We start from the raw sequence: 25,677 nt of genomic DNA, 5'->3' as shown, positions 1-25,677 counted from the left end.
ATGAAGGAAGAGAAGGAGTTCTTCCCCGCCAGCAGCGTGGCGTGGACCGATGGAGGCGCCGGCATCACCCAGCGAGTGCTGAGCCAGGACGCCGACGGCACTCTGACCCGGCTGGCCCGCTGGGCTCCCGGTACGACGTCGGGCACCGAGGTGATCCGCCACGAGTACGTCGAAGAGGTCTACCTGCTCGAGGGTTCGCTGACCGATCTCACCCTCGAGCAGACCTTCCACCCCGGCGACTACGCCTGCCGGCCGCCGGGGATGCCGCACGGTCCGTACCGCACGACCGACGGCTGCACGATGCTCGAGATCCGGTACTCAGCTCGCTGACGCGGCCAGCTCGATCAGCGTGCGTACGGCGTACCCCGTGCCACCGGCCGGGGTGTAGCCGGACGCGCCGCCCTCGTTGAAGGCGGGGCCGGCCACGTCCAGGTGGACCCAGTCGATGCCGTCGGCAACGAAATCGCCGAGGAACGCGGCCGCGGCCAGTGCGCCGCCCCACGGCTCGCCGGTGATGTTGGCCAGGTCGGCGACCTTCGAGTGCGACTTCAGCTTGTCCAGCATCTCGGCCGGGATCGGCAGCGGCCACATCGACTCACCGGCCGCGATCGCGGCGTCCACGACCCGGTCCCGGGCGGTGTCGGTGTTCGCGAACGCGCCGGCCACTTTGGTGCCCAGGGCAACGACGCAGGCACCGGTCAGGGTAGCCACGTCGACGATCAGGTCCGGCTGGTCCTCGGACGCGCGGACCAGCGCGTCGCCGAGCACGAGCCGACCCTCGGCGTCGGTGTTCAGCACCTCGACGGTCTTGCCGCCGTACATGGTCAGGACGTCGGACGGCCGCGCCGCGGATCCGGACGGCATGTTCTCGGCCATCGCGGCGTACGTGGTGACCTGGACCGGCAGCCCGAGCCGGGCGATCGCGACGGTCGCGCCGAGCACCGCGGCGGCGCCGGCCATGTCCGCCTTCATGCTCACCATGCCGGTGGACGTCTTCAAGGAGAGACCACCCGAGTCGAAGGTGATGCCCTTGCCGACGAAGGCCAGATGGGTGACCGGCTTCTTCGGCGTGTAGCTGATCCGGATCAGCCGCGGTGGGTTGGCCGATCCCTGGCCGACGCCGAGGATGCCGCCGTACCCGCCCTTGACCAGCGCCTTCTCGTCCAGCACCTCGACCTTGACGCCGTACTCCTTGCCGAGCTTCACAGCCGAGGCGGCGAAGTCGACCGGGTTCAGGTCCGAGGGCGGGGTGTTCACCCAGTCGCGCACCTGGGCGACCGCGTCGGCGGTCACCTCGGCCCGCTCCAGCGCGGCCTTGGCGTCCTTGTTCCGGGCCAGGTCGGTCAGCACGGTGAGGTTGCCGGGCGCCTCGGTGGTGCCCTCAGCGGACTTGTACGCCGTGAACGTGTAGCGACCGAGCAGCGCGCCCTCGGCGATCGCGCGGACGCACTCGGCATCCGGCGCCGGCAGCGCGAACGCGACCGACTGCGAGGTCTTCGCAGCCCGGACACCGGCGCCGGCCGCCTTGCGCAGGTCCTCGGTCTTCAGCGCACCGTCGGGCGCCTCGCCCAGGCCGACCGCGATCAGGGTCGCCGACTTGCCTGGCTTCGCACCGGGCACCTTGGTCACCTCCCCGGCCTTGCCGGTGGCGCCGAGGCCGGACAGCACCTCCACCAGCTTCCCGCCGTACGCGGCGTTCAGCGCCTCGGTGCCGGCCGGCAGGGTGACGGCGCCGCCGAGTTTGACCACGCCGATGACTACGGCGTCGGTCTTGACGCCGGCGGCATCTGACTTGCTCAGGGTGATGGTGGTCACGAAATCCTCAGTCCTCCTTGACCGGCGAGGCAGATGGCCGGCCGTGACGGTACGTGCATGCTGCCTCCGCATGCTACGCGTCAGGTAGTTTCCCCTCCATGACCGAGTCGCCTGATCTGAAGAAGTCGCCGCTGCACGAGCGCCATGTCGCACTCGGCGCCAAGTTCGCCGAGTTCGGCGGCTGGGAGATGCCACTGGAGTACTCCGGCGTCGTCGCCGAACACACCGCGGTCCGTACGTCGGTCGGCGTCTTCGACGTGAGTCACCTGGGCAAGGCGACCGTCAAGGGTCCGGGTGCCGCCGCATACGTGAACTCGTGCCTGACCAATGACCTCGGCAAGATCGCTCCGGGCCAGGCGCAGTACACGCTGTGCTGCAACGAGCGCGGGGGAGTGGTCGACGACCTGATCGCCTACCTGCACGCCGACGACGACGTGTTCCTGATCCCGAACGCGGCGAACACCGCCGAGGTGGTCCGGTTGCTGCAGGCCGAGGCGCCCGAGGGCGTCGTGGTGACCAACACCCACGACGACTACGCGATCCTCGCGGTGCAGGGGACGAACAGCGACGAGGTGGTGGGCGCGATCGGTCTGCCGACCGGGCACGACTACATGTCCTTCGCGACGGCCGACTTCGCCGGTACGCCGGTCGTCGTGTGCCGGACCGGTTACACGGGCGAGCGCGGGTACGAGCTCGTCGTGCCGAACGAGGCGGCGGTCGGTGTGTTCGACGCGTTGCTGGCGGCCGGTGCGGCGTACGACATCGTCCCGGCCGGGCTGGGTGCGCGGGACACGCTGCGGACCGAGATGGGGTACCCGCTGCACGGTCAGGACATCTCGCCGGACATCACGCCGGTGCAGGCGCGGTCCGGATGGGCCGTGGGCTGGAAGAAGGAGCACTTCTGGGGCGACGAGGCGCTGCGGGCCGAGAAGGAGCGCGGGCCGGCCAGGATCCTGCGAGGCCTGCGTGCGGCCGGCCGTGGCATCCCGCGGCCGCACATGACCGTTCTCGACCAGTCCGGAACCGCACTCGGTGAGGTCACGTCCGGCACCTTCTCACCGACGCTGAAGAAGGGCATCGCGCTCGCACTGCTCGACGCGACGGTGAAAGAGGGCGACCAGGTCTCCGTCGACATCCGCGGCCGGCAGGAGCCGTTCGACGTCGTCAAGCCGCCCTTCGTCACCGTCCACGTCCGCGAAGGCTGAACCCCAGGTCGCCCCGGTCCGAGGCCCGAGCCGGCGGAAGCCTGGCTCGGGCCTTTTACTGCGCGTATACCTATGGGATCGGGCAGTACCGGAGCTCCCGGGACTTGACCCTCATCACACTCGGTAATGCTCCACGAAGAGTGGCATTTCGTCACAGACTGTCAAAAGCTGGCACAAAATGGTCGCTGGCTGGACTGTGCCGACGCGTTTTGCGAAGGATTGATCGCAAAGGGTGACGGATCGGGGCAAATGTTCCGTTCCAGTACCCGTTCCGGTAACGATTTGTGCACTGGTGCCGAGCACCGCTGGCTTGGTGTCACAGTGTCAGGCAGGCTTGCCCGCGGTTGAGGCGGATCGGCGTGTCAAGGGGATTTGACCAGAGCCCACCAGAGAACGAAGCTTCGGCACGATATCCACCGATATGTGCCGGATCCACGGACAGAATTCCGGCTGACAGAGCTGACGGAGCGCGAATGAGTATTGGGTCACCCGACTCGACCGTAGGGATCGAGGATCACCCGGCGTCGGCGGAACCGGTTCGTTCGGCAACCATGGCGCACGGCAAGTCCCCGACCCGGATCGCGATGGACCGGCTCCGCAAGGACAAGGTCGCCGTGATCTGCGTGTGCATCGTGCTGTTCTTCGTACTGATCGCGATCTTCGCGCCGCTGCTGGCCAGGCTCGAGGGCGGCGACGTCCAGACCTTCCACCCGGAGCTGGTCGACGAGTTCGGCTTCCCGACGATCGGCATCACGCCCGATCACTGGTTCGGAGTGGAGCCCAAGACCGGCCGGGACAACTTCGCCCGCTGGGTCTTCGGGGCCCGGCCGTCGCTGATCGTCGCGTTCGTGGCCACCATCTTCGGCACCACGGTCGGTGTCGTGATGGGCCTGCTGGCCGGATTCCTCGGCGGCTGGGTGGACCGGACCATCTCCTGGTTCATCGACTTCGTGCTGAGCCTTCCGTACCTGCTCTTCGCCATCGCGATGGTCCCGATCGTCGAGTCGTGGCGCGGTGGCAGCTTCAACATGACCCCGGAGGAACAGGCCAGCACCCGGTTCTATGTGCTGATCTTCGTACTGTCGTTCTTCGGCTGGGCCGGACTGGCGCGCATCATCCGCGGCGAGGTCCTGTCACTGCGAGAACGTGAGTTCGTCCTGGCCGCCAAGGCGATCGGCGTGTCGACCCGGCGGATCCTGTTCAAGGAACTGCTGCCGAACCTGGTCGCCCCGATCGTGATCTCGGCGTCCCTCGCGTTGCCGGCGTACGTGACCGCGGAAGCGGGGCTGTCCTTCCTCGGCGTCGGCCTGATCGAGCCCCGGCCTTCGTGGGGCCAGACGATCGCGAGCGCGACGAACTGGTTCAAGGCCGACCCGTTGTACCTGTGGCTTCCGGTCGCGGCGATCACCATCCTGGTGCTCGCTCTCGCCCTCCTCGGCGACGCGATCCGGGACGCCTTCGACCCCAAGACTCGCCGGTAGTACGGCGATTGCCCCAGCGGCAGAAAAGGAGAAACCCGACCATGCAGTGGAAACGGATCACCGCAGTCGCGGCGACGGTCATGTTGGCCGCCGTGGCCTGCGGCAGCCCGTCCTCGAACAGCGGTACGGCGAACGAGTCGAACGGGCCGGCCGCCGGCACGCAGACGAAGGTAACTGACGAAGGCGCGAAAGGCCCGGCCGCGGATGTCGACGGGTTCAAGAAGGGCGGTACGGCGACGATCCTGTCCGACGTGACGCCGGACACCTTCGACCCGACGAACACGTACTACGTCGACGGTTTCCAGATCGAGAAGCTGTACTTCCGGGCGCTGACCCAGTACCGGCTCGACGGCCCCGACCACAAGCCCGTCCTGGTGCCTGACCTGGCCGAGGACCTGGGCAAGGTGTCGGACGACAAGCTGACCTGGACCTTCAAGCTGAAGCCGGGGATCAAGTACTCCGACGGCACGCCGGTCAAGGCCGAGGACTACGCGTACTCGATCAAGCGGTCCTTCGCGCACGATCTGTACGACGCGGGACCGGCGTACCAGATCCAGTTCTTCAAGGACGGCGACAAGTACAAGGGCCCGTACGGCCCGAACGGTGACGTGTACGCCGGTGTCGAGACGCCGGACGACACGACGCTGGTCATTCACCTGGCCAAGCCGTTCCCGGACATGCCGTTCTTCGCGGCGTTCACCATGTTCACGCCGATCCCGAAGGCGAAGGACACCAAGCAGAACTACGAGCAGAAGCCGCTGTCGACCGGTCCGTACATGGTCGACTCGTACAACCCGGGCACCGAGCTCAAGCTGGTCAAGAACCCGAACTGGGACCCGGCCACCGACGCGGTGCGCCACCAGTACCTGGACGGCTACGACTTCAAGTTCGGCCTGGACACCCTGAAGATCCAGCGGCAGATCCTGGCCAGCTCCGGCCCGGATGCGAGTGCGCTGACCTACAGCAACATCGACTCGACGCTGGTACCTGAGCTGACCGACCAGAACAAGTCCCAGCTCATCCAGGGCGACACTCCGTGCAACCGGATGGTCCCGATGGACACCCGGAAGATCCCGCTGCCGGTCCGCAAGGCCATTGCGGCCGCGTACCCGTACGACACCGAGCGGAAGGTCGCGGGCTGGACGTCGCTGGCCGAGCCGGCCACCTCGACGTACATGTCGCCGTCGGTTCCGGGCTGGGAGAACTACGAGATCCCGGGCCTGAACGGCAAGGGCGACGGTGACCCGGTCAAGGCCAAGCAGATGCTGACCGACGCGAACGCTGTCGGGTTCGAGCTGTCGTGGTACTACTCCAACGACGACAAGATCGCGACGCAGCGCAGCCAGGTCCGCCAGCAGAAGCTCGAGGCGGCCGGATTCAAGGTCAAGGCGATCGGCGTGCCGAAGGCCCAGATCCGCACCGTCACCGGTGACCAGAACGCTCCGGTGAACATGCTGAAGTCTCCGACCGGTTGGTGCTCCGACTGGCCGAGCGGTTCCTCCTGGGCCCCGGTGCTGTTCCGTTCCGACGCGATCGCCCTGGGCAACAGCGTCGGCCAGCTCGAGGACAAGGCGCTGGACGCGGAGATCGACAAGGTCTCGAACATGGACCCGAACGAGGCCTTGAAGTCCAAGGCCTGGATCAACCTGGACAAGAAGATCATGCAGGACTTCCTGCCGGCTCTTCCGGTGTACCAGTCGCGGTCGGCGTTCCTGGTCGGTACCAACATCGGCAACGCGATCAACGACCCGACACAGGGCATGCCCGAATTCACCTCGCTGTTCCTGAAGCAGCCCTGATCGGTACCAGTGACCGGACAGCCGTGAGGCGTCCGTTCTGATCGCAGGGTAGGTGGCCGGACCGGTTTTCCCGGTCCGGCCACCGCCAGCGATCGGTGAGGAGAATCCCGTGTTGCACTTCCTGGCGCGTCGCATCGTGAGCGCCATCTCCGTCGTGCTCGTCACCCTCGTCGCGACGTTCGCGCTGTTCTTCGTCGCGCCCACCGACCCCGCGGGCGCGATCTGCGGTCAGCGCAACTGTCCTCAGGAGCGGTACCTGGAGATCAAGAAGAACCTGAACCTGGACAAGCCGAAGGTGACCCAGTTCGCCGACTACATGAAGGGCATCGTGGTCGGCCGGACCTACACGACGGCCGGCGTCGAGCGCGAGTGCCCCGCACCGTGCCTCGGCTTCTCCTTCAAGAACGACCGTCCCGTCCTGCAGATGCTGGCTCAGCGCGTACCGGTGACGGTCTCGCTGGTCGCCGGGGCTGCGCTCATCATGCTGCCGGTCGGCGTCGCGATAGGTTCGATGGCGGCCAAACGAAGAGGGACGACCGGCGACCGGGGGTTGGTGACCACGTCGCTGGTGATCAGCTCGATCCCGTACTACATCGTCGCGCTGATGGTCGCCCTGTACCTCACCATCTTCTACGCGGTGCTACCGCGTGGTAGCTGGACGCCATTCTTCGAGAATCCCGCCCAGTGGTTCGTCGGGTTGCTGACGCCCTGGCTGGTGCTCGGCCTGGTCAACACCACGCAGTACGTGCGGTACTCGCGAGGCTCGATGGTCGAGACGCTCAACGAGGACTTCATCCGGACGGCGCGGGCCAAGGGCCTGTCGGACCGGAAGGTCACCTACAAGCACGCTCTCCGCGCCGGACTCATCCCCGTCATCACGATCTTCGGCCTGGATGTCGCCGCCATGCTCGCCGGCGCGATCTTCACCGAGCGCATCTTCGACCTGCCAGGCCTCGGCAACCTGGTGCTGGAGAGCCTGAACAACTACGACCTGCCAGTGATCATGGGGACCGTCCTGGTCGCCTCGGTCTTCCTGGTCGCGGCCAACCTGGTTGTCGATATCGTGTACAGCGTGATCGACCCGCGGGTGAGGCTTTCGTGACCACACCCGCCCCAGAAGACCGGAAGGACACCATGGTCGAGAGTGCAGCCGGCCAGCCGGAGACAGCGGCCGCCGCGAAGCGTGGTCCTTCGATCGCGACCCGTGAGAAGCGTCAAGGTGCGATCAACCCGAGCGGTGAGACGCCGTATCTGGTGGTCGAGGATCTGACGGTGAAGTTCCCGACCGCGGACGGCGTGGTCAGCGCGGTGAACGGGTTGAGTTATTCGGTCCCGCTGGGCCGGACGCTGGCGATCGTCGGCGAGTCCGGGTCCGGCAAGTCGGTGTCCAGCATGGCCGTGATGGGCCTGCACGACCGCAAGCGCACCCAGATCACCGGGTCGATCCGGATCGGTGGTGACGAGATCATCGGGTTGCCGGAGAGCGAGCTGATGAAGGTCCGCGGTGACGCGGTGGCGATGGTGTTCCAGGACCCGCAGTCCTCGCTGCACCCGCTGTACACGGTCGGCGCCCAGATCGTCGAGGCGTACCAGGTGCACCACAAGGTGTCCAAGGACGCGGCCAAGAAGCGGGCCCTGGAGATGCTCGACCTGGTCGGCATCCCGAACCCGGCCCGCCGGTTCGGGCAGTACCCGCACGAGTTCTCCGGCGGTATGCGGCAGCGTGCGATGATCGCGATGAGCCTGGTCAACGACCCGAAGCTGGTGATCGCCGACGAGCCGACCACCGCGCTGGACGTGACCGTGCAGGCGCAGATCCTGGACCTGCTGAACAACCTGCAGAAGGAGTTCGGCTCCGCGATCGTGATGATCACGCACGACCTGGGCGTGGTGGCCGAGATGGCCGACGACGTGCTGGTCATGTACGGCGGCCGCTGCGTCGAGTACGGCACCGCCGAGGACGTGCTGGCGAACCCGCGGATGCCGTACACGTGGGGTCTGCTCGAGTCGATCCCGACGGTGTCGGCGGCGACCGAGCGGCTGCGCCCGATCAAGGGTCTGCCGCCGAGCCTGCTGGCCCTGCCGAGCGGTTGCTCCTTCAACCCGCGCTGTCCGTACGTGGACCGGGTGAAGGGCGAGCGCTGCACGACCGAACTGCCGGAGCTGATGCCGGTCGACGGCGCCGGAGCCCACACGTCCCGTTGTCACCTGCACGACAAGGCCGCGATCTATACGGCCGAGGTCCTGCCGAGACTGAGCTGACAGGGGCTGAGGAGAGAGATGAGCGACAACGTACGCAAGGTCGACAGCGTTCCGGCGTCGGGGGATGCGGGGACCCCGCTGCTGGAGATCCGGGACCTGAAGATGCACTTCCCGATCAAGGAAGCGGCGGGTCTGTCCCGGACGAAGAAGGTCGTCCAGGCCGTCGACGGCGTGAGCTTCACGCTGGAGGCGAGCGGCAGCCTGGGTCTGGTCGGCGAGTCCGGCTGTGGCAAGTCGACCACCGGCCGGATGATCACCCGGCTGCTGACCCCGACCTCGGGGCAGATCCTGTTCAAGGGCACCGACATCGCGCAGCTGAAGGAGAAGGACCTTCGCCCGTTCCGCCGGCAGCTGCAGATCGTCTTCCAGGACCCCTACAGCTCGCTGAACCCGCGGCAGACGGTCAGCAACATCATCAGTACGCCGCTGCGCGTGCACAACCTGGTGAAGCGGGGCAAGGAGGTCGAGCGGGTCCAGGAGTTGCTGGAGCGGGTCGGCCTGAACCCCGAGCACCACAACCGCTACCCGAACGAGTTCTCCGGCGGTCAGCGCCAGCGCATCGGCATCGCCCGGGCGCTCGCGGTGGAGCCCGAGGTGATCATCGCCGACGAGCCGGTGTCCGCACTCGACGTGTCCATCCAGGCCCAGGTGATGAACCTGCTGGAGGACCTGCGCCACGACCTCGGCATCGCGTTCGTGTTCATCGCCCACGACCTCGGCGTGGTCCGGCACTTCTGTGACCGGGTCGCGGTGATGTACCTGGGCAAGATCGTCGAGCAGGGTCAGCGGGACCAGATCTACAACGCACCGCAGCACCCGTACACGCAGGCGCTGCTGTCGGCTGCTCCGGACCTGGGCACCATTCGTGGTGTCCCGCCGAAGGAGCGGATCCGGCTGGTCGGCGACGTACCCTCGCCGATCGACCCGCCGAGCGGCTGCCGGTTCCGGACCCGCTGCTGGAAGGCGGAGGACATCTGCGCCACCCAGGAGCCGTTGCTGGAGATCAAGCCGCAGTCCGGCACCGGCCACACGGCCGCCTGCCACTTCGCGGAGCCGAAGGTCGACCTGACCGCCGCCACCGCCTGAGAAAGCTGATCGGCCCCCGCCAGGTGGCGGGGGCCTTTCTCATGCGCGCTGTTCGCCGTGCCGCAAGGCACCGACGCCAGCACCGGTACGGCGATGATCGTGAGCGCCGCCGTGACAGGAACATGTACGCATCCCGGCCTGGTTCGCCCGTCCGGTGTGGGTGGAACGGTGGGCTCCCGCCTGGTCAGGGGCAGGAGGGAGCCCACCGGCTCTTTCTTATGCCCGGCCGTGGGCCTGGCGGCTGCGGCGGCTGAGGGAGTCGATCGTGACGGCGATCAGCAGGACGCCGGCGGTGACCATGTAGCGAATGCTCGAGTCGAGGCTCAGCAGCGCGAGGCCGTTGGAGATCGACATGATCACGAAGGCACCGAGGAGAGCGGAGTACGCCGAACCACGGCCACCGAACAGGCTGGTGCCACCGATCACAGCGGCGGCGATCGCGTTCAGGTTGGTGTCGGTGCCACCGCTGCTCTGGCTCACCGCTCCCAGTCTGGCGGCCGCGAGGATACCGCCGACCGCGGCGAACGTCGAACAGGCCGCGAACACGGACAGGTAGATCATCCGCACGTTGATACCGGCCCGACGGGCGGCCTCCACGTTGCCACCGACCGCGACGACCGAGCGGCCCCAACGGGTCCGTCGGACCGCGAGATCCGTGGCGACGACCATTCCCATGAACAGCAGGAACATCGACGACACCCCACGGTTGCCGTTCAGGATCAGGACCGGCACGAACAGCGCGACGGCGAGCGCGCCGGCCTTGATCGCGATCATCGAGGGCGGTGCCGCCGACAACCCGGCGGCGATGCGGGCGCCTCGGCCGCGCAGCCGGGTCAGCACGTACAGCCCGACAACCACCACGATCAGTCCGTAGGACAGCGCGGGGGAGAGGAAGCTGCGGGTGGCGAACCTGACCAGCGCGGAATCGAACGGCAGGTTCAGCGTGCCTTCCTTACCGAGCACCAGGAGTTGGAGACCGAGGAAACCGAGCAGACCAGCCAGAGTGATGACGAAACTCGGTACGCCGAAGCGCGTGTAGAGCGCGCCGTAGAACAACCCGATCACCAGCCCGAGGGCGACGCTGACCACCAGCGACAGCACCAGTGGCCAGCTCTCGTTGACGAAAGTGACTGCGAGCACGCTGGCGGACAGACCGCTGACCGAGCCGACGGACAAGTCGATCTCGCCGAGCAGCAGGACCAGAACGATGCCGAGGGCAATCACTCCGACCCAGCTGGTCTGCAGGGTCAGGTTGACCAGGTTGCGGCTGGACAGGAAGGAGCTGTTGGCGATCTGGAAGACCACCCAGATGATGATCAGGCCGGCTGCCACCGGCACCGAGCCGAGGTCACCCGAGCGCAGCCGTGCGGTGAAGGCCGAGACGGCGCCGCGGATGCCATGGCTGGCGATCAGCCGCTCGTCCTGGAGATCGGCCGGCAGCTGGTCGGCGCCGTTGGCGTCCACGGCCGGATCGGGGGCGGCCGTCGTACCTGACCTCGTTGTCGATGGGGTGTCGTCCTGGGGGCGGGCCGGTCCTCGCAGGCTCATGATGCGGAGCCCTCCTCCCGGCTCCGGCGCGCGGCGCGCTCGGAGACCGCGTTGTCGGTCGCGCCGGTGATGGCCGCGATGATGTCCTGCGTCTTGGTGTCGGTGACCATGAAGACGCCGTTGTTGCGGCCGAGGCGGAGGACGGCGACCCGGTCGGCGACCGCCATCACGTCGGCCATGTTGTGGCTGATCAGGATCACGGCCAGGCCGCGTTCGCGCAGCCGTTCGACCAGGTTGAGCACCTCGGCGGTCTGGGCCACGCCGAGGGCCGCGGTCGGTTCGTCCAGCATCACGACCTTGGGCTGGCCGAGCAGGCTGCGCGCGATCGCGACGGTCTGCCGCTGGCCGCCGGACAGGCTGGCGACCGGGATCCGGACCGACGGGATCTTCGCGGACAGCTGGCGGAGCAGCTCCCAGGACGAGCGCTCCATCTCGACCTCGTCGAGCAGGCTGCCCTTGCGGAGCTCGCGGCCGAGGTAGAGGTTGGCGACCACGTCCAGGTTGTCGCAGAGCGCCAGGTCCTGGAACACCGTCGCGATGCCGAGCTGCTGTGCCTCGGCCGGACTGCTGACCCGCACCTCCTGGCCGTCGAACACCATGGTCCCGTCGTCGGCGGTGTAGACCCCGGCGATCGTCTTCACCAGCGTCGACTTCCCGGCGCCGTTGTCGCCGACCAGCGCGAGGACCTCACCGGCCCGGACGTCCAGCTCGATGTTCTTCAGGGCCTGTACCGCGCCGAAACGCTTGGAAATCCCTCGCAGCGTCAGCACCGTGCCGGTACCGACGTCGAGGGATGTCGGGGTAACAGTCACTCGATCAGCCTCCTGGGCTTCGCTTCAGGCCATGATCGCGGCGATCCGCCCCGTGGGACAGGGCGACGCGGCAACAGATCCGGCCAGGGCTTGGTGGACCGACCCGGTGTTGCCCCGCACCTCACTGCGGGGCAACACCGAAGGGGCGGTCAGTTGCTGCTCAGGCCGGCAGCGGTGCAGGCGGCGGCGAACGACGTGGTGCAGATGTCGCTGACCTTGTAGATGCCGTCCTTCACCACGGTGTCCTTGATGTTGGCCTTGGTCACGGCGACCGGGTCGAGGATCGTCGACGGGATGCCGCTCTTCTCGGTGGTGGACTCGGGCTTGTCGCCCTTCGCCAGCGCGACCGCGCCCTTCGCGGCGGCCTCGGCCTGCGGCTTGACGGCCTTGTAGATCGTCATCGCCTGGTCGCCGGCGACGATCCGCTGAATCGCGGCCAGCTCCGAGTCCTGCCCGGTGACCGGCGGCAGCGGCGTCACGCCACCACCCTTCAGCGCCGCGATCGCGCCACCCGCGGTCCCGTCGTTGGCGGCGTACACCCCGACCAGGCCGTTCTTGATCGCGCTGAGCTGGCCCTCCATCCAGGCCTGGGCCTTGTCCGGGCTCCAGTCCGGGGTGTCGAACTCGGCCGCGACCTTGAAGCCGCTGGAGTCGAGCACGCTGTGCGCGCCCTTCTTGAAGTCGGCCGCGTTCGGGTCGGTCGGGGCGCCGTTGATCATGGCGAGGTTTCCGGACGTCTTGCCGGCCGCCTTCAGCGTGTCGACCAGGGTCTGCGCCTGCAGCTTGCCGACCGCCTCGTTCTCGAACGAGACGTAGTAGTTGGCGCCGTCGATGAACCGGTCGTACGCGATCACCGGGACGTTCTGGCTCTTGGCGGAGGCGACAACCGCGGCGGCGGCCTTGCCGTCGACCGGGTCGAGGACGAGTACGTTCGCGCCCTGGGTCAGGGCCGCCTCGGCCTGCTGTTGCTGCTTCGCCGCGTCCTGGTCGGCGTTGCTGTAGATCAGCTCGCAGTCCGCACAGGCCGCCTTGAGCGCCTCGGTGAACAGCGGCCGGTCGAGCGCTTCGTAGCGGGTCGTCTTCGACTCGGGCAGCAGCAGGGCGATCTTCTTCGCGCCGCCCGAACTGCCGGAGTCGCCGTTGTCCGAGCCGCAGGCCACCAATGAGACGGCCAGGGCCGAGACGGCGATGCCGAGGCCGACGAGACGGGATGCTGACACGGACATATGGCGGCTCCTTGACGTGAAGGCCCGAGTAGGCCTGCCCCGAAGTCAAGCGTCCGCGGGCCTTGTCGTCAAGACTTGAATTCAAGAAATAGACATATTGGCGTTACATGACGGACGATGACGCAGCGACTTCGGCGTACGGCGTCCGCCGAAGTCGTGCTGTGGGGGTGCTCAGGAGGTGGTGCTGAGTGATTTCGTGGCCTGGGTGTGGCTCAGGACCGAGGCCAGGTGGATGGCGCCGACGATGTCGGCGTCATCGCCGAGCTCGGCCCGGCGGAGCTCGACGGTGGCGGCGGCACTGGGGATCGCGCAGCGGTCGAGGGCCTCGCGGAGCGGGTCCAGGACCAGGTCGCCGGCTTCGGCCATCAGGCCGCCGACGACGATGACCTCGGGGTTGAGCAGGTTCACCAGGCCGGCCACCGCGACGCCGACCCGGCGCCCGGCATCCTCGATCACGCGGCGGCAGCCGAGGTCACCGGCCAGCGCGCGGGTGACGATGTCCTTGAGCCGGAGCGGGCCGTGTGACGCCGCGAGGCTGTTGATCAGCGCCCGGGAGCCGACGAACGTGTCCAGGCAGCCGCGGTTGCCGCACCGGCAGATCGGCCCGTTCTCGTCGATCGTGACGTGCCCGATCTCGCCCGCCGTACCGGCCGAGCCGCGGAACACCTCGCCACCCAGCACGATCCCCGCGCCGACGCCGTACGAGAACTTCAGGTAGCAGCCGTGCTGGACGCCGCGGAGCGCGCCGTTGCGCAGTTCGCCGAGCGCGGCAAGGTTGGCGGTGTTGTCGAGCGCGACCGGGGCGCGGAGATAGCCGGCCATCGCCTCGGCGACGTTGACGCCGCGCCAGCCGGGCAGGACCGCGTCGGAGCCGGCCTCGCCGCTGACCGAGTCGACCGGGGCGGGCAGGCCGAAGCCGATCCCGGCGATGTCCTCGACGCCCGAGCTGACGGTCTCGGCGAGGTCGGCGAGCAGCCGGGCGGCGCGTTCCATCCCGTCGTCGGCGACATGGTCGGCCTGCAACGGCATCAGTTGCTGGGCGAGGATCTCGCCGGACTCGTTCGCGATCGCGACGCGGACGTCGCGCTCGCCGAACGCGACGCCGGCGAGCAGGCCGCCGCCGGAGGCCAGCGAGACCAGGACGGCGCGGCGGCCGTTGCGGATGCTGCGGGACAGGCCGACCATGCCGGCCTGGTCGAGTTCGCGGACCATGTTCGACACGGTGGCGGCGGACAGGCCGGACGCGGCGGCGATCTCGACCTGGGTCAGCGGGCCGTGCTGGCGGACGACTCCGAGAACGCGCGCACGGTTGGCTTCGCGCAGCGAAGCCTGCGATCCCGGCGCCGGGCGGGTTGCGTTCATTACATAAAGATAACGGATCGCGGGGCGTAAGCCGCCGCATACCGGTCGTGAACCACCAACATCATCATTCGCCCTCGCCGTCACTACCCCACTTCACCGTCCATCGGTGACAGTAATGCACCCCGCCGCCGCGATGGTGGAGGAGTCACACGGCGTGGTCGCCGAGCGGGCTGGTTGGTCAACTTCGGACGGTCGGCTCGGGGTGCTTCAAGCGGTCAGGGCGAGAGTCAGGAGGGTGATGGGGAGGGCCAGCTCGAGGGTGGCGCCGAGGACGTCGCCGGTGGTGCCGCCGAGAGCGGTCCGGGCGCGGCCGGTGGTGACGAAGCTGGTGGCGACGGCGAGCAGGACGGCGGCCGCGGTGCCGGCGAGCAGGAGTACGTGGTCGGCAATCCGGTCCGGGGCGAGCGGGGCGCTGAGCCACGCCAGGAGCAGAGCGGCGGCCAGTACGACGACTGTGGTGAGAGCGGCCGTGATGGGGCGGACTGTGGCCGCGACCATGGCGCCCAGGCCGTCGGGGCGAGCCGCGGGGACCGACGTACGGCAGGACCAGGGGAGTGTCAGGCGACTGGCGACGGTGGCGATCAGGATCGACTGCCAGCCGAAGCCGGCCTGGATGCAGGCGGTGAGCGCCGCCACGTCGACCAGGAGCACCCCGACGATGGCCACGACGCCGAAGGGCCCGATGTCGCTCTGCTTCATGATCCGGAGCATGGTCTCGCGATCCCGCCGGCTGCCGAGTGCATCCGCGAAGTCCGCCAGCCCGTCCAGATGCAACGCCCCGGACAGCCCGGCCACCACCAGTACGCCGAGCACTCCGGCCAGCAGATCCGCATCCGGCTGCACCAGCTGAGCCAAAGCCACCACACCAGCCGCGATTCCCCCGAGCAGCACCCCCACGACCGGCGCTAGCACCATCGCCCGACCGCCGACCACCCGATCGACGCGCGAGGGCATCCCGGCCGGCAGCAAGCTCAGCATCCCCACCGCCAGCCGCAACCCGTCACCCCACCCGCCATCCCGCCGACCGGCACCGTCAGCCGCGCCGCCAGTCGCCCCAGTCGGCGGCGGTCCACTCGGCGGGCCACTCGGCGGCGGGCCAGTCGGCGGCTCCGGTGGCGGCTGGCGGGGTGACTGGTCGGGGGGTGGTTGGGAGGGAGGAGTCATGTCAGGGGGAGGGTTCGGCCGGCGATCGTCCAGAGGACTTGGTCGGAGGCTAGGGAGATGGTGGTGTTCAGGCGGCCCATCAGGTCGCGGAAGAGGCGGGTGCCGGGGTCGGCCGGGACCACGCCGGAGCCGATGTCGTTGCTGACAGCAACCACCAGCCGCGGGGTCCGGGACCAGGCGTCCGCCAGTTCGGCGATGCGTTCCTCGACCAGCCCGGCGCGGCTCAGGTCGGACCAGATGTCCAGCGCGTCCATCGTGCGTGACAGCCACAGCGTCAGGCAGTCGATCAGCAGCGGTGGTCCGGGGACATCGAGCAACGGGACCAGATCGATCGTCTCCGCCAACCCCCAAGTGGCCGGCCGGCGGGCCTGATGCTTGGCGACCCGCTCGGCCCATTCCGCGTCACCGGAGTCGTCCCCGCCGGTCGCGACGTACAACACCTCCGGCTCCGACGCGAGCCGGCGCTCGGCCGCGATCGACTTGCCGGAGCGGGCGCCGCCGAGGATCAGCGTGCGTTGATCAGACATCTGTTCTCCCGGGCTCGAAGACGACAGGCGTGTCGAAGGCAGCCTTGCGTGCGGTCCGGCGGAAGGCCGTGAGGACCGGCCGGCCGAGCAGCAGCACCAGGACGGCGGACAGCACCCCGCGCGGAATGTCCCACGCCAGCGACGTCGCGACCACGAACAGCAGGTACCGATGCAGATTCTCGGTCAGCGCGTCACCCGGTACGAACGAGAAGTCGCTGCCGAAGGTCGCGTACGGCCAGAACCACAGGTTCATCACCACGCCGTACATCACACCGGACACCAGCGAGTACGCCGCCAGCATCAACAACTCCAACCGCCCGCCCACTCGAGGCAGCAGCCCCGCCAGGCACCCGACCCACGCACAGGCGAACATCTGGAACGGCATCCACGGCCCGACCCCACCAGTGATCAGCGCCCCGCCGAGCAGTGACACCGCCCCCAGCACGAACCCGAACCCGGCCCCGAACGCCCGCCCCGCGAGCACGAGCAGGAAGAACCCAGGCTCCAGCCCGGCAGTCCCCGGACCGAGTGCTCGCAACGCCGTACCGACGGCCGCCAGCATGCCGAGCAGCGAGATCACCTTCGCGTCGATCCCCGCCTCGGACAGCTCCGCGAGTACGACGGCCACCAGCAGCGGCAGCAGCAGGACGAACAGCCAGGGCGCGTCCGTGGTGTGTCCGATCGCGGACGCACCGCCCTGATCGGTGTGGAGGAACAGCGGCCAGGCGAACGCCAGCAGCCCGACCAGAGACGCAACCACGAGCATGGTCGTGCTCCGCGGTTTGAGCCGCACCAGGCGAAGCGAACGGCCGCGTAGCTTGAGCCGGGTCGTGCTCATGACGCCCGCTCCAATGCGGTAGCGACTTCTCCGACGGTCAGGAACGGCAACGGGGCAAGAATCTTCGCCACCTGCGGAGCGAACGACGGAGACCCCGCCATGACCTCGGCTGTATCGCCATCGCTGACCAACTCGCCCTCGGCGAGCACCAGCACCCGGGTAGCGACCTCAGCCACCATCTCGACGTCATGCGTCGACAGCACGACCGCATGCCCGGCAGCAGCCAGCTCGCGCAGGATCGCCACCAGCCGACGCTTGGAGCCGTAGTCCAGACCCCGCGTCGGCTCGTCGAGCAGCAGGAGCGGCGGAGCACCACACAGTACGACGGCCAGCGCCAGACAGAGCCGTTGTCCCTCGGACAGGTCCCGCGGATGCATCGCCTGGTCGATATCCGGAGCGAGCCGATTCAGTAGCGCACGGCAACTACCCGCCGGCACACCGAAGTCGGAGTCGGCACCCGCACACTCCTCGGCGACCGTGGCGGCGTACAGCAGGTCGGCAGGCTCCTGCGGGACCAGTCCGACCGCCTTGACCAGCTCGGAAGGCTTGGTACGACGCGGGTCCGCGCCGGCCGCTGCCGCCGTACCGGATCGCGCCGGCAGGATCCCCACCAGGGCGTTGAGCAGTGTGGATTTGCCGGCGCCGTTGCGGCCCATCAGTGCGACGATTTCACCGGCCTTAATACTCAGTGACACGCCCCGCAGAGCCATGACGTTGCCGTAGCCAACCACCAGGTCAGTGCAGCGGGCGAGCTCGGCACCTGGGGCAGCCGCCGACCTCTGCGGCACGATGGAGTCCAGACGGCCGCGCAACGCGACGGCGGCCCGCCGGGCGTCGCGGACAGACAGGGGGAGTGGCGACCAGCCGGCCAGACGCCCCAGCTCCACCACAGGCGGTGCGACCGGAGCGGTCACCATCCGCTCCGCCGGCAGCCCAGTGGACACAGCGGCTGCACCACCTGGTACTTCGATCACCCGGTCGGCGTACTGGATCACGCGCTCGAGCCGATGCTCAGCCATGATCACAGTGACACTCAGGTCGTGCACGAGTCGCTGCAGCGCGGCCAGCACTTCCTCGGCCGCCTGCGGGTCCAGTGCGGACGTTGGCTCGTCCAGCACGAGCACAGCCGGGTGGGAGGTCAGTGCGGCACCGATAGCGGTCCGCTGCCGCTGTCCGCCCGACAGCGCCGTCAACGCCCGATCCCGCACATCGGCCAGCCCCAGCAGATCCAGAGTCTCCTCAACCCGTCGGCGCATCACGTCCGGCGCGACCCCGAGCGACTCCATGCTGTAAGCGAGTTCGTCCTCGACCGTGTCGGTCACGAACCCGGCCATCGGGTCCTGCCCGACCATGCCGACCACGTCGGCCAGGTCGCGCGGCCGGTACTCGCTGGTGTCCCGTCCGTTGACGAGGACCCGCCCGGCCAACGTCCCGCCGGTGAAGTGCGGCACCAGTCCGTTGATTGCCCGCAGCAACGTGGACTTGCCGGATCCGGTCCGCCCGATCACCAGCGCCAGCTCGCCTTCGGGCACGGTGAAGCTCACGTCCCGCAGCGCCGGCTCCGCGGCCCCGTCGTACGTCACTGTCACCCGGTCGAACTCGATCATGCGACCGCCCGCCTGACCTGTGGAGGCGCGACCACCGCTGGAGCCAGTCCGATCAGTACGCCGACAACGGGCACCAGCGGAACGGGTGGAACGACCAACGGGCCAGCCAGCAGCAGTCCGGGGACACCACGTGCCGCAGCGGTGACCATAGTCCCGGCAGCGATCGCACCGGACGCCACGACCAGCCACTCGGGCAGCGCCCACGGATCCGGCCGGTATCGAGTCCGAGTGACCCGCTGACGCCCAACTGCCATGGCTCCGAGCGCCAGCAGCAGTCCGATCGCCAGCGCGGACGCCGCGAGCGGAAACGCCATGGAGTCGGTCAGCAACGCGTAGACGCCGAGCAGGATGCCCAGCAACCCCAGCAGGACGCAGACAGCGGTGAGACGACGCTGCGCCGGCGGGACGTGCGCCGTACGTCCGTAGCCGCGCGAGTCCATCGCGGCGGCGAGTTCGACCGACCTGTCCAAAGCACCTTCCAGCACGGGCATGGCCGTCGTACGGAAGGAGCCGCGGGTGCGGCCGCGCAGACGGCGGGCGGCGCGGATGCGACGGGCGTCCGTCACCAGCTGCGGTGCGAAGGTCAGCGCCACCACACAGGCCACACCCATCTCGTAGAGGGCCCCGGGCAACGACTTGAGCAGCCGCCGGGGACTGGCCAGTGCGTTGGCGGCACCGACGCAGCACAGCATGACGGCGAGCTGACCACCGTCGTACAGCGCGGTGAGCAACGCCTCCAGGGTGACCTCACCGCCGAGCTTCACCCCGTTTGCCCAGTCAGGCAAGGGGACCTGCGGCAGGGTGAACAGGACGGTGTTCCCCTGCGAGCGGGTGGACAGCAGCGCCTGCAACACCACCCGGAGGCCGATGACCACCAGACCGAGCTTGAGGAACGCGGCGTAGCTGTGCGCCCAGGGAGCATCGGTCCGGCGGGCGGCCACTACGAATCCGGTCACTGCGAGGATCAGCACCAGCAGCACCGGATTCCGCGTGCGGCTGGCGGCCACGGCCATGCCGAGCGCCCACAGCCACCAGGCCCCCGGGTGGAGTGCCCGGGGGAACGTCAGGCGATCGACAGCACGCACTTACTTGGCTGTACGGCGGCGACTGAGGAGCAGACCACCACCGGCCAGGACGACGACAACCACGGCGGCGATGATGATCCCGCCCCACGGAGCGCCGTCGCTGTCCGAGGAGGATGCGACCGGCGAGGGGGACGCCACGGGTGCGGCACCGACCGCGGCGCCGATCTGCAGCGTCACCGGGGTGTCGGTGGCCGGGACCTGGATGTTCTTCACCGGGTCGCCGCAGCCCTTGGCCGGGTAGCCCGCGATCCCGCAGGTCAGGCCCTTCTCGATCCGGACCGGCGCGACCGCGGCCAGGATCTTCGCGCCGGTCGCCTTCGGGTCGGTCACCACGCAGGTGCCGGTGGCCGGACCCGGGGTCTCACCGCTGGCCGCGTCCTCCGGCGTACCCGGGTCGACCACCAGGGCCACCCGCTTCTTGCCGGTCTCGGCCGGCGTCTTGCCGCAGATCGCCTCGAAATCGCCCGCTGCGCGCGGCACCCGGGGCTTCGCGCCGCCGACGGCGAACCGCCAGCCCTCCACCGCCCCGTCGGCCGGGACGACGGCGTCGGAGCCCTTCTGCGAGAAGGCCCATTGGCCGGAGGCCCACTGGTAGTAGCCCCAGAAGCGATAGCCGTCCTCGGCCTGTGCGGTGGTGGCGACGGTCCCCGCCAGCAGGAGACCCGCCAGCAGGGCGAGGACCAGTCGTACGGTCCGGTGTGCAGTCATCACATGTCCTCGATCGGGCCGTGGCCCGGTGGAGGAAGTCCCGCCTGCACCGGCAGGGTAGGGGCCCCACCCGCGGACCACGGCGGGTAGCTGAGCCTGCCTGCGGCACAGTGTTCCGGCTCGCCACCTGAGGTGGCCTACGGTTGCGGGTCAGCGCCGGACTCGGACCGGCTTCCCTGTGACGCAGGCGTGTTCGGACCGAAGCCTACTCTGGCGCGGCCAGACTCATCGGGCCGTAGACCTCCCGGCCGTCCTCCAGCAGGTACACCTGGCCGACACCGCGGTCGGCCAGGTCCCGCCAGAGCTCACCCAGCCAGCTCTCCGCGTCACCCTGTGCGGAGAACTCGGCCCCACCGACCTCACCGGGGTCGACCAGGGCGCCGGAAGCGGTCTCGAACCGCCAGCTCCAGCTCACGAGCCGGGCCGGGTCTGCGGCGCGTTCTGCGCGGTCTTGGCCGGGTCACGCTCGACGATGCCGCCCAGCGTCTCGTCGATCCGCTTCAGCAGGCTCTCCTCGAGCCTCACCCCGGACGCCTTCACGTTCTCGGTGACCTGCTCGGGCCGGGAGGCGCCGATGATCGCCGAGGACACGTTCTGGTTCTGCAGCACCCAGGCGATCGCCAGCTGGGACAGCGACAGACCGGCCTCGTCGGCGACCGGCTTCAGGTCCTGGACCCGGGTGAGCACGTCGTCGGTGAGGAACCGCTTGATGAAGTTCGACCCGGCCGCGTCGGTGGCCCGGGAGCCCTCCGGCGGCTGCTGACCCGGCAGGTACTTGCCGGTGAGGACACCCTGCGCGATCGGCGAGAACACCACCTGGCCGATGCCGAGCTCCTCCGAGGCCGGCACCACCTCGGCCTCGATCACCCGCCAGAGCATGCTGTACTGCGGCTGGTTCGAGACGAACGGGATGCGCAGCTCCCGGGCCAGCCGGTGGCCCTCCTGGAGTTGCTCCGCGGTCCACTCGGACACGCCGATGTAGAGCGCCTTGCCGGCCCGGACGACGTCGGCGAACGCCTCCATCGTCTCCTCCAGCGGCGTCTCGGTGTCGTACCGGTGCGCCTGGTAGAGGTCGACGTACTCGGTCTTGAGGTGCTTCAGCGAGGCGTTGATCGACTCGTGGATGTGCTTGCGGGACAGGCCGGTGTCGTTCGGTCCGCCGGGGCCGGTCGGCCAGTAGACCTTGGTGAAGATCTCCAGCGACTCGCGCCGCTCACCCTCCAGCGCCTCGCCGAGGACCGACTCGGCCTTGGTGTTGGCGTAGGTGTCGGCGGTGTCGAACGTCGTGATGCCGGCCTCCAGGGCCGCCCGCACACAGGCCTTGGCCTGATCGTTCTCCACCTGGGACCCGTGCGTGAGCCAGTTCCCGTACGAGATCTCGCTGATCTTCAAACCACTGTTGCCGAGATAGCGGAAGTCCATACCCCTGACCCTACCGGCCCGGTCAGCTGGGCTTCTCGCCGCGCTTGACCATCGGCTTGGGCATCCGCCAGCGGCGCATCTGCATGGTCCGCCGGACCGCGTAGAACCCCAGGCCCTTGGTGGACTCCTTCGGGAACTTCACCGTGACCGCCTTCCGCAGCCCGGCCGAGAGCAGGAACCAGTCCGCCGCGATCAGCACGATCATCACCAGGAAGAGCAGGTTGACCACGCCGGCCAGCCACGGGAACTGCGCCGAGAACACCACGCCGACCAGCGACACCACCAGCAGGACCGGCAGCGCGAACTCCATCACCGAGTAGCGGGCGTCCACATAGTCCCGGGCGAACCGCCGGACCGGGCCCTTGTCGGCGGCCGGCAGGTACCGGTCGTCGCCGGTGCGCATGGCGTCCTGCATCTTGGCTCGCTCGGTGCGGACCTTCTCCCGCCGGTACGCCGACGCCTCCTTGCGGTTGCGCGGCTTCTTCAGCGCCTGCTTACGGGCCGCCTCCGCCTCCTTGCGGGTCGGGGTCGGGCGTCCCTTCCCTCCCGGCTTGCCCTGGGGCTCGGCGGGTACGGTGGTAGCTGTCTCAGACTTGGTACGACGGAACACGGGGTCTGAACCTCATTCGCAGGGCAGGTCGCGACTCGGGGTGGTCCCCGGACCTAGGCACTACTTTATCGGGGCCGGTCCTGATGGTGTGGTGACCCGTGGGGACATAGGGTGGATAAGGCACGCCGGGTCGTCACGCCGGCACAGAAGGGGTACGGATATCGATGAGCATCTTCAAGCGGATGTCGACGATCTTCAAGGCCAAGGCGAACTCCGCCCTGGACAAGGCCGAGGATCCTCGCGAAACCCTTGACTACTCGTACCAGAAGCAGCTGGAGCTGCTGCAGAAGGTACGGCGGGGCGTGGCCGACGTGGCCACCAGCCGCAAGCGGGTCGAGTTGCAGGCGTCCCAGCTGCAGTCCCAGTCGGCGAAGCTGCAGGAGCAGGCCCAGAAGGCGCTCTCGATGGGCCGTGAGGACCTGGCCCGGGAGGCCCTGACCCGCAAGTCCGGGCTGCAGGGCCAGATCGACGATCTGCAGACCCAGCACGCCCAGTTGCAGGGCGAGGAGGAGAAGCTGACGCTCGCCTCCCAGCGGCTGCAGGCCAAGGTCGAGTCGTTCCGGACCCGCAAGGAGACCATCAAGGCCACCTACACCGCGGCCGAGGCGCAGACCCGGATCAACGAGGCCTTCTCCGGCATCTCCGAGGAGATGAGCGACGTCGGCCTGGCGGTCCAGCGGGCCGAGGACAAGACCCAGCAGATGCAGGCCCGGGCCGGCGCGATCGACGAGCTGCTCGCCTCCGGCGCGCTCGACGACGCGAGCGGAACGGTCAAGGACAACATCACCCTGGAGCTGGACCGGATGTCGTCCGGCTCCGACGTGGAGAACGAGCTGGCCGCGATGAAGGCCCAGCTGTCCGGCGGCAGTGCGCCGAAGGAGCTCTCCGGTGAGGCCGAGGGCGCCGCGGCGCCGCAGTCCGCCCAGACCCAGCAGCCAGTGCAGCAGCCGGCCGCCGAGCCGGTGCGACCTCAGGACGGAGACGTTCGATGATCGTTCGGATCATGGGTGAGGGTCAGTACCGCCTCGCCGACGAGAAGCTCGACGCGCTGAACGCGGTCGACGGCGACCTGGAGAAGGCGGTCTCGGCCGGCGACGAGGCGGCTTTCCAGACCGCGTTCGCCGCGCTGCTGGAGTTCGTCCGCTCCGGTGCCAGGGTGCCGGACGACGAGCTGCACGACTCCGACGCGATCCTGCCGCCGGGCGACAGCTCGCTGGCCGAGATGCGCGAGCTGATCAGCGGCGACGGCCTGATCGCCGGCTGAACCACACCCCGATCTCCGTCCCGACCCGGCGGTTGATCACCACGGGTAGTCGAGTCATTCGAGACCCTCGAGGCCAGCATCGCGGCCTCGGGGGTCTCTTCCTGTTGGTTGGGTTGCGCCGAAGTAAACACTGCCCACCAGTGCTGTTGTCCGCAGCGTCCTCGTAGTACTGTCTGCTTCACGCCGTTGTGGGGGCGGCGTTCATCGAGGTCCGTGACGGGGTGTGGGTTGGTCACGGGCATCGCTTTTCACCTGTGGGGGGTGACTGTGCGTGACTGAATTTGTCATGTCGGAGGGGTTGGCCGAACCAGCTGAGCTGCGGCCGGCGTCGTCGGGGGAGCGTCGTCGGCCGGTCTGGGTGGTTCCGGACGAGGTCCCGGCGATCGTGCCGCAATCGGCGCGGTTCACCGAGGCACGCTGGGTCGGGAGGTACCGGCGGGCTGCGCTCGCCGCCGACCTCGGTGCCGGCGTGATCGGGGGTTCGCTGGCGCTGGTGGCCCGGTTCGGGGCCCAGATCAATGTCGGCTACTTCCTGGTCGGGGCCTTGCTGCCGATCGCCTGGTTGGCCTGTGTGGCGCTGCAGCGGGGTTATGAGACCCGCTACTTCGGCACCGGGCCGGAAGAGTTCCGCTCGATCATCCGCGCGGCGGTGGCGCTGACCGCCGTGGTCGCGATCACGTCGTACGCGACCAAGAGCGAGGTCGCGCGTGGATTCGTCGTCCTCGCGGTGCCGATGACGTGTCTGGCGGCGATGACCGGACGCTGGGTGCTGCACCGCAGCATCTCCTGGCGGCGGTTCGCCGGCCGGTGCATGCGCCGGGTGCTCGTTGTCGGACGCAACGATCAGGTGAGTACGCTGCGGCGGCACCTGGAGGAGCGGCCGGCCGACGGCTACGTCGTGGTGGCGAGCTGCCTGCCGCGCGGCGACGCCTTCGAGGAGCCGGAGCTCGAGCTCCTGGGCCGGACCGAGATGGACATCCTGGCCGCGGTCGACAAGTACGACGTGGATGTCGTCGCGGTGGCCGCGGATCCGGAGCTGGCCGGCTACACGCTGCGCAAGCTGTCCTGGGCGCTCGAGCAGCGCGGGGTCGAACTGATCGTCTCGCCGGGGATCGTCGAGGTCGCCGGTCCGCGGATCTCGATCCGCCCGGTGGCCGGCCTGTCGCTGCTGCACCTGGAGCGCCCGTCGGTCTCCGGCGGGCCGCACCTGCTGAAGAGCATCTTCGACCGGGTGGTCGGCTGCCTGCTGCTGCTGGCGATCGCGCCGATCCTGCTCGTCACCGCGGTCCTGGTCAAGCTGACCAGCCGTGGGCCCGTGCTGTTCCGGCAGACCCGGGTGGGGCGTGGCGGAGAGCAGTTCTCGATGCTGAAGTTCCGCACGATGGTGGCCGACGCGGAGGCCCGCAAGGCCGAGCTGGCCGTGCTGAACGAGGGCAACGGGGTGCTGTTCAAGCTCCGCGACGATCCGCGCGTGACCAAGGTCGGCAAGTATCTGCGCCGGTTCTCGATCGACGAGCTGCCGCAACTGGTGAACGTGCTCCGTGGCGACATGTCACTGGTCGGCCCACGGCCGCCGCTGCCCGCCGAGGTCGCGCAGTACGCGATCGACGACGCGCGGCGGATGCTCGTGAAGCCAGGCCTGACCGGTCTGTGGCAGGTCAGCGGACGCAGCGACCTGACGTGGGAGGAGTCCATGCGGCTCGACCTGCGCTACGCCGACAACTGGTCGATCGCGCTGGACCTGCTGATCTTGTGGAAGACCGCCCGCGCCGTCCTCGGTAGCGACGGCGCGTACTGACCTCGCTCCGGCCTTCTGCCGGTCGGCGCGACATTTCCAAGCACCACGTCGGGGGACG

General features: G+C 68.8%; 24 protein-coding genes. 10 read left to right on the top strand and 14 right to left on the bottom strand.

The window, feature by feature from the left end; all coding sequences use genetic code 11:
* A complete protein-coding gene (locus OG876_RS40360) occupies positions 1 to 330 on the top strand; it encodes a cupin domain-containing protein (protein ID WP_328522011.1) in 330 nt (109 codons plus the stop codon).
* Here the strand turns inward: OG876_RS40360 and OG876_RS40355 are convergent.
* Positions 319 to 1,815 carry a leucyl aminopeptidase gene (locus OG876_RS40355; RefSeq protein WP_328522010.1) on the bottom strand — a complete coding sequence of 499 codons (1,497 nt, stop codon included), beginning with the start codon at positions 1,813 to 1,815 and terminating at the stop codon, positions 319 to 321. The genes OG876_RS40360 and OG876_RS40355 overlap by 12 nt on opposite strands.
* 98 nt (positions 1,816 to 1,913) lie before the next feature.
* Between OG876_RS40355 and gcvT the strand changes: the two genes are divergently transcribed.
* The 6 genes from gcvT (at position 1,914) to OG876_RS40325 (ending at position 9,648) form a co-directional block, all read left to right on the top strand.
* A complete protein-coding gene (gcvT, locus tag OG876_RS40350; RefSeq protein WP_328522009.1) occupies positions 1,914 to 3,020 on the top strand; it encodes a glycine cleavage system aminomethyltransferase GcvT in 1,107 nt (368 codons plus the stop codon).
* 473 nt (positions 3,021 to 3,493) lie between these two features.
* The gene (locus tag OG876_RS40345; protein ID WP_328522008.1) at positions 3,494 to 4,501 is read left to right on the top strand and encodes an ABC transporter permease; all 1,008 of its coding nucleotides are present in this window, start codon (positions 3,494 to 3,496) and stop codon (positions 4,499 to 4,501) included.
* Positions 4,502 to 4,542: 41 nt separating this feature from the next.
* The gene (locus OG876_RS40340) at positions 4,543 to 6,300 is read left to right on the top strand and encodes an ABC transporter substrate-binding protein (protein WP_328522007.1); all 1,758 of its coding nucleotides are present in this window, start codon (positions 4,543 to 4,545) and stop codon (positions 6,298 to 6,300) included.
* 109 nt (positions 6,301 to 6,409) lie between these two features.
* Positions 6,410 to 7,402, top strand: coding sequence for an ABC transporter permease (locus OG876_RS40335; protein WP_328522006.1), 993 nt, complete (start codon positions 6,410 to 6,412; stop codon positions 7,400 to 7,402).
* 32 nt (positions 7,403 to 7,434) lie between these two features.
* The gene (locus OG876_RS40330; RefSeq protein WP_328522005.1) at positions 7,435 to 8,562 is read left to right on the top strand and encodes an ABC transporter ATP-binding protein; all 1,128 of its coding nucleotides are present in this window, start codon (positions 7,435 to 7,437) and stop codon (positions 8,560 to 8,562) included.
* Positions 8,563 to 8,580: 18 nt separating this feature from the next.
* Positions 8,581 to 9,648 (top strand): ABC transporter ATP-binding protein, encoded by a 1,068-nt coding sequence (locus OG876_RS40325; protein ID WP_328522004.1) that lies wholly within the window; start codon positions 8,581 to 8,583, stop codon positions 9,646 to 9,648.
* 216 nt (positions 9,649 to 9,864) lie between these two features.
* Here OG876_RS40325 and OG876_RS40320 read toward each other — a convergent pair whose 3' ends face one another.
* From OG876_RS40320 to OG876_RS40260, 13 genes are all read right to left on the bottom strand, one after another.
* The gene (locus tag OG876_RS40320) at positions 9,865 to 11,196 is read right to left on the bottom strand and encodes a sugar ABC transporter permease (protein WP_328522003.1); all 1,332 of its coding nucleotides are present in this window, start codon (positions 11,194 to 11,196) and stop codon (positions 9,865 to 9,867) included.
* Positions 11,193 to 12,008 (bottom strand): ATP-binding cassette domain-containing protein, encoded by an 816-nt coding sequence (locus OG876_RS40315; RefSeq protein WP_328522002.1) that lies wholly within the window; start codon positions 12,006 to 12,008, stop codon positions 11,193 to 11,195. The genes OG876_RS40320 and OG876_RS40315 overlap by 4 nt, the downstream gene beginning before the upstream one ends.
* A 149-nt stretch (positions 12,009 to 12,157) precedes the next feature.
* Positions 12,158 to 13,234, bottom strand: coding sequence for a substrate-binding domain-containing protein (locus OG876_RS40310; RefSeq protein WP_328522001.1), 1,077 nt, complete (start codon positions 13,232 to 13,234; stop codon positions 12,158 to 12,160).
* 171 nt (positions 13,235 to 13,405) lie between these two features.
* Positions 13,406 to 14,596: an ROK family transcriptional regulator gene (locus OG876_RS40305; protein ID WP_328522000.1), complete on the bottom strand. Its 1,191-nt coding sequence runs from the start codon at positions 14,594 to 14,596 to the stop codon at positions 13,406 to 13,408.
* A 207-nt stretch (positions 14,597 to 14,803) separates the two neighbouring features.
* Positions 14,804 to 15,592 carry an adenosylcobinamide-GDP ribazoletransferase gene (locus tag OG876_RS40300; RefSeq protein ID WP_328521999.1) on the bottom strand — a complete coding sequence of 263 codons (789 nt, stop codon included), beginning with the start codon at positions 15,590 to 15,592 and terminating at the stop codon, positions 14,804 to 14,806.
* A 164-nt stretch (positions 15,593 to 15,756) separates the two neighbouring features.
* The gene (locus tag OG876_RS40295; protein WP_328521998.1) at positions 15,757 to 16,287 is read right to left on the bottom strand and encodes a bifunctional adenosylcobinamide kinase/adenosylcobinamide-phosphate guanylyltransferase; all 531 of its coding nucleotides are present in this window, start codon (positions 16,285 to 16,287) and stop codon (positions 15,757 to 15,759) included.
* Positions 16,280 to 17,125 (bottom strand): ECF transporter S component, encoded by an 846-nt coding sequence (locus OG876_RS40290; protein WP_328521997.1) that lies wholly within the window; start codon positions 17,123 to 17,125, stop codon positions 16,280 to 16,282. Before OG876_RS40290 ends, OG876_RS40295 begins: the two co-directional genes overlap by 8 nt.
* On the bottom strand, positions 17,122 to 18,732 hold the full coding sequence (locus OG876_RS40285; protein WP_328521996.1) for an ABC transporter ATP-binding protein: 1,611 nt from the start codon (positions 18,730 to 18,732) through the stop codon (positions 17,122 to 17,124). The genes OG876_RS40290 and OG876_RS40285 overlap by 4 nt, the downstream gene beginning before the upstream one ends.
* Positions 18,729 to 19,817: an energy-coupling factor transporter transmembrane component T gene (locus tag OG876_RS40280; RefSeq protein ID WP_328521995.1), complete on the bottom strand. Its 1,089-nt coding sequence runs from the start codon at positions 19,815 to 19,817 to the stop codon at positions 18,729 to 18,731. The genes OG876_RS40285 and OG876_RS40280 overlap by 4 nt, the downstream gene beginning before the upstream one ends.
* Entirely contained in the window at positions 19,818 to 20,525 is a 708-nt protein-coding gene (locus tag OG876_RS40275) for an SCO2322 family protein (RefSeq protein WP_328521994.1), read from the bottom strand. It abuts the gene before it with no gap.
* A 205-nt stretch (positions 20,526 to 20,730) separates the two neighbouring features.
* The gene (locus OG876_RS40270) at positions 20,731 to 20,940 is read right to left on the bottom strand and encodes a hypothetical protein (protein ID WP_328521993.1); all 210 of its coding nucleotides are present in this window, start codon (positions 20,938 to 20,940) and stop codon (positions 20,731 to 20,733) included.
* A complete protein-coding gene (locus OG876_RS40265; RefSeq protein WP_328521992.1) occupies positions 20,937 to 21,947 on the bottom strand; it encodes an aldo/keto reductase family protein in 1,011 nt (336 codons plus the stop codon). The genes OG876_RS40270 and OG876_RS40265 overlap by 4 nt, the downstream gene beginning before the upstream one ends.
* 22 nt (positions 21,948 to 21,969) lie before the next feature.
* A complete protein-coding gene (locus tag OG876_RS40260; protein WP_328521991.1) occupies positions 21,970 to 22,557 on the bottom strand; it encodes a DUF3043 domain-containing protein in 588 nt (195 codons plus the stop codon).
* Between the two features lie 164 nt (positions 22,558 to 22,721).
* Here OG876_RS40260 and OG876_RS40255 point away from each other — a divergent pair, with 164 nt between their 5' ends.
* From OG876_RS40255 to OG876_RS40245, 3 genes are all read left to right on the top strand, one after another.
* Complete coding sequence (locus OG876_RS40255) at positions 22,722 to 23,549, top strand: PspA/IM30 family protein (RefSeq protein ID WP_328521990.1); 828 nt, start codon at positions 22,722 to 22,724, stop codon at positions 23,547 to 23,549.
* Complete coding sequence (pspAA, locus tag OG876_RS40250) at positions 23,546 to 23,821, top strand: PspA-associated protein PspAA (protein ID WP_328521989.1); 276 nt, start codon at positions 23,546 to 23,548, stop codon at positions 23,819 to 23,821. The genes OG876_RS40255 and pspAA overlap by 4 nt, the downstream gene beginning before the upstream one ends.
* A gap of 271 nt (positions 23,822 to 24,092) precedes the next feature.
* Positions 24,093 to 25,619, top strand: coding sequence for a sugar transferase (locus tag OG876_RS40245; RefSeq protein WP_328521988.1), 1,527 nt, complete (start codon positions 24,093 to 24,095; stop codon positions 25,617 to 25,619).
* Positions 25,620 to 25,677 lie beyond the last annotated feature (58 nt).

The organism is Kribbella sp. NBC_00359, assembly GCF_036097425.1.
Classification (GTDB): Bacteria; Actinomycetota; Actinomycetes; order Propionibacteriales; family Kribbellaceae; genus Kribbella.
The sequence above is the reverse complement of the archived record's forward strand: the minus strand, read 5'-3'. Positions and strand labels throughout refer to the sequence as shown.

What these genes read in the sequence shown, in the direction of transcription:
- OG876_RS40360 (WP_328522011.1), top strand. Translation starts at nt 1, where the DNA reads ATGAAGGAAGAGAAGGAGTTCTTCCCCGCCAGCAGCGTGGCGTGGACC.
- gcvT (WP_328522009.1), top strand. Translation starts at nt 1,914, where the DNA reads ATGACCGAGTCGCCTGATCTGAAGAAGTCGCCGCTGCACGAGCGCCAT.
- OG876_RS40345 (WP_328522008.1), top strand. Translation starts at nt 3,494, where the DNA reads ATGAGTATTGGGTCACCCGACTCGACCGTAGGGATCGAGGATCACCCG.
- OG876_RS40340 (WP_328522007.1), top strand. Translation starts at nt 4,543, where the DNA reads ATGCAGTGGAAACGGATCACCGCAGTCGCGGCGACGGTCATGTTGGCC.
- OG876_RS40330 (WP_328522005.1), top strand. Translation starts at nt 7,435, where the DNA reads ATGGTCGAGAGTGCAGCCGGCCAGCCGGAGACAGCGGCCGCCGCGAAG.
- OG876_RS40325 (WP_328522004.1), top strand. Translation starts at nt 8,581, where the DNA reads ATGAGCGACAACGTACGCAAGGTCGACAGCGTTCCGGCGTCGGGGGAT.
- OG876_RS40320 (WP_328522003.1), bottom strand. Translation starts at nt 11,196, where the DNA reads ATGAGCCTGCGAGGACCGGCCCGCCCCCAGGACGACACCCCATCGACA.
- OG876_RS40310 (WP_328522001.1), bottom strand. Translation starts at nt 13,234, where the DNA reads ATGTCCGTGTCAGCATCCCGTCTCGTCGGCCTCGGCATCGCCGTCTCG.
- OG876_RS40305 (WP_328522000.1), bottom strand. Translation starts at nt 14,596, where the DNA reads ATGAACGCAACCCGCCCGGCGCCGGGATCGCAGGCTTCGCTGCGCGAA.
- OG876_RS40295 (WP_328521998.1), bottom strand. Translation starts at nt 16,287, where the DNA reads ATGTCTGATCAACGCACGCTGATCCTCGGCGGCGCCCGCTCCGGCAAG.
- OG876_RS40290 (WP_328521997.1), bottom strand. Translation starts at nt 17,125, where the DNA reads ATGAGCACGACCCGGCTCAAGCTACGCGGCCGTTCGCTTCGCCTGGTG.
- OG876_RS40285 (WP_328521996.1), bottom strand. Translation starts at nt 18,732, where the DNA reads ATGATCGAGTTCGACCGGGTGACAGTGACGTACGACGGGGCCGCGGAG.
- OG876_RS40275 (WP_328521994.1), bottom strand. Translation starts at nt 20,525, where the DNA reads ATGACTGCACACCGGACCGTACGACTGGTCCTCGCCCTGCTGGCGGGT.
- OG876_RS40265 (WP_328521992.1), bottom strand. Translation starts at nt 21,947, where the DNA reads ATGGACTTCCGCTATCTCGGCAACAGTGGTTTGAAGATCAGCGAGATC.
- OG876_RS40255 (WP_328521990.1), top strand. Translation starts at nt 22,722, where the DNA reads ATGAGCATCTTCAAGCGGATGTCGACGATCTTCAAGGCCAAGGCGAAC.
- pspAA (WP_328521989.1), top strand. Translation starts at nt 23,546, where the DNA reads ATGATCGTTCGGATCATGGGTGAGGGTCAGTACCGCCTCGCCGACGAG.